General features: G+C 50.1%; 2 protein-coding genes and 1 tRNA gene. 2 read left to right on the top strand and 1 reads right to left on the bottom strand.

What is annotated here, in order from left to right; all coding sequences use genetic code 11:
• Positions 1 to 725: 725 nt before the first annotated feature.
• Positions 726 to 1,157, top strand: a complete 432-nt coding sequence (locus ACIQ2L_RS13445) for a hypothetical protein (protein ID WP_396159685.1) — start codon at positions 726 to 728, stop codon at positions 1,155 to 1,157.
• A gap of 690 nt (positions 1,158 to 1,847) precedes the next feature.
• Here ACIQ2L_RS13445 and ACIQ2L_RS13450 read toward each other — a convergent pair.
• Positions 1,848 to 1,920: transfer RNA gene (locus tag ACIQ2L_RS13450), tRNA-Lys, on the bottom strand.
• A gap of 106 nt (positions 1,921 to 2,026) precedes the next feature.
• On the opposite strand from ACIQ2L_RS13450, the gene ACIQ2L_RS13455 reads away from it, so the two are divergent.
• Positions 2,027 to 2,650, top strand: a 624-nt coding sequence (locus ACIQ2L_RS13455) for a hypothetical protein (RefSeq protein ID WP_396159687.1), incomplete at its 3' end; no start/stop codon positions are given.

Genomic DNA, 2,650 nt, shown 5'->3' on the forward strand with positions numbered 1-2,650 from the left:
ATACCGAGCGATGGCGACTGTTGACGAAGGATTTCGGTCGCATGTTCAGCCAGGTAGCGGGCAAGGCGCAAAGCGTTCACGATGCCCGGAGTCTCAAGACGAAGCGTCGTTTCTACCTGAAGCGGTTGGTGCAATAAGCGAGGGCGTTTGCTCCACAACTGTTTATCGACGTAGATCGAAGTAGCCGTCTATCAAGGACACGTCTAAATGACTGTCGTCAAACATCTCCGCGGCTCTCGAGAAGTACGAATTTCAGTCGATTTAGGAGATTGTGAAAGCTCGACAGCAAGGCTTGCACCCCAAAATCTTTTTTGTTTGCTTGTAATCACGCAGACAGGCAGGCAGGCGGGCGGGCGGGCGGATAAACAACAAATACGTGTGTCCCTTATAATCTGTAATTAGCTTCCACCTTCCCTCACGGAAACGCAATTACCCTCGGATACAGGGCGGTAACGTTACCCTGACAGGAACTTTCACCCTGCTATTCAATCGCCTTCGAAGCCGCACTAGTCCAGATAAACAACAAAGACGTGTCCCCGTTATCCCGTGCCATTATCCCGTTCGCTCGGAAGGTAGCAGGGGGGAAATGAGTTGAGTTGATTGAGAATTCCTGTGTCATTCGCTACGATTTCGGTGACAAACCGCAATCTCGCCGCCAGCGGTTCCCCGAGGTACCCCCGCGGCGGAATATGGTAAATTCCGCATACTATATGTTAGGCATAAGAATGTTAGGCATAAGAAAAATGCGCACGTTACGGTTCACTACAAAAACATTCTCAATTGAGCAAAACGAACATCCCGATGTCTACGGCAATCAGTTCCGCGAATGGCTGCGGAAGCAACTGATCGAGAGAGGATATGCTGTTCAGACAGAGACGGAAACCGACTCTGGATGGGGTTACTTTTTGGCGATATCCAGAGAAGATTGGAAACTACGGATCGGGACCAATCACGAATACGATAATGATATAGACGAAAAAATTGCTCAAGGGATGTTTGATTCTATTATCTGGCACATATGGCTGCTGCCGGATTCCTCCATTTGGCAGCGCCTTACTCGCAGAAAGGAAATGCGAGCTTTCCAAGAGAAAGTTTATTCTTTATTGGAAGAAATCTTGCGAGCCCCACAAATCAACAGACTGAAAGATTACACATAGAAAAATGAGCCCAACAAATAAAGGATTAGATGTTGCGTCACTAGGATAGGGGCGTTCGGTCGGGGAATCTCATTCGGTGGTGTCAGTGCGGTTGGCAGCGGAAGTCCAATCCTCGGGCGCAGAGCGAACTTCCACACCAACGCGGAACTTTTGGCCACTGGAGCTGAGGATTTCAGTTCACACACCAACAGCAGAATCGCTAGCGCTTAGAGTGTTTTTTCGTACCAACGCGGTTAAGGAGATACTGGTTGGACATACGACGGCGGAGCGTCGTGCCACTATGTACTCCGATCAACCTCACGCGAAGACGCAAAGGAGTGTAGTGGATCTTGCTGAAGATCCCGACCGCGACCCTACTCGAGCGCAGCGAACAACTTCATGGTGAGCTATTGTCTCCATCGTTTTTGGCTCCTGGCGATTAGCAGTTGAGGACAACGGCTCTACATTGCGGACCCATCGTGGTACGACAGTCCCTGTCGTGAAGGGGTGTGCGATCGCGGGTTTTTAGCCGCTCAGGACCGGGATTCTACCCCGCGCACCTACAGCAGAATCGCTAGCGCGCAGGGTGCTTTTGGGGGCGAAAGGGTGCGAAATCTTGCCATGAAAACCACTTGTAGAGGTGCTAGCACTGCCTACGAAAAAACCCCAGATCCTTTGGAGAACCCGGGGGTTTCGTGGAAAAATCAAGAGTGAGAGCGGAGGGACTCGAACCCTCGACCCAAGGATTAAAAGTCCTTTGCTCTACCAACTGAGCTACGCTCTCTCATTCTTGTGGGTAATTCGACTGGTCGTTATTTCGAAAACCGGAACAATGACCAATCGATAACGCAGAATGGTAACCAGGACGCCAAAAATTTGAAGGGCAAAAAATGCTTCCATTCCACTTTCATATTCGGACTTTGTCCAAACGACTTTCATCTTCGTTTCTCCCCCATTTTTCTGCGTTTTCCCTGCAATCGTACCTTCTACCCATGGTCGTCTTTTTCGCTTTCCACTTTCTCTGGGAGCCGGTCACGATTTATGCGGGGGCATCGGCAAGCCACTGGATCATCGCAGTGAACGGGAGTTCAATCCCGTCGCGAACCGTAGCGAATCACTTTTGCATCACCCGCGATTTTCCTTCCAGCAACGTCATCGTTCTTGAGGGGATTCCGGAAACAGACCGTATCACCCTCGACCAGTTTCGAGAGTCCATCCTCGCTCCCATTCTAACTCAGATTGAACAGCGAGGTCTCGCAAGCCATATCCAGGGGATCGCCTACTCGGTCGATTTTCCGACTTCGATCGATGTAAGCTCAGAATCTCAGTCGATCCAAAATCTTTCGCCCTATCAAACACCAATCGCTTCGATCAATGGTCTGACTTTTCTCTATCGCCATGTACTTGCTAAGTCTGGTGGTTACCTAGCCTTTGATGCCAATTTCTTTGCGGCACGTTCTGGCAATTCCGTACTGCGCCCCATCCTCTCGGATAACCAAGCGATGAAAGCATAT

Origin of the sequence: Flavobacterium sp., from assembly GCF_044369455.1 — a bacterium.
In the GTDB taxonomy this organism is placed as follows: domain Bacteria; phylum Bacteroidota; class Bacteroidia; order Flavobacteriales; family Flavobacteriaceae; genus Flavobacterium.

What these genes read in the sequence shown, in the direction of transcription:
- ACIQ2L_RS13445 (WP_396159685.1), top strand. Translation starts at nt 726, where the DNA reads ATGTTAGGCATAAGAAAAATGCGCACGTTACGGTTCACTACAAAAACA.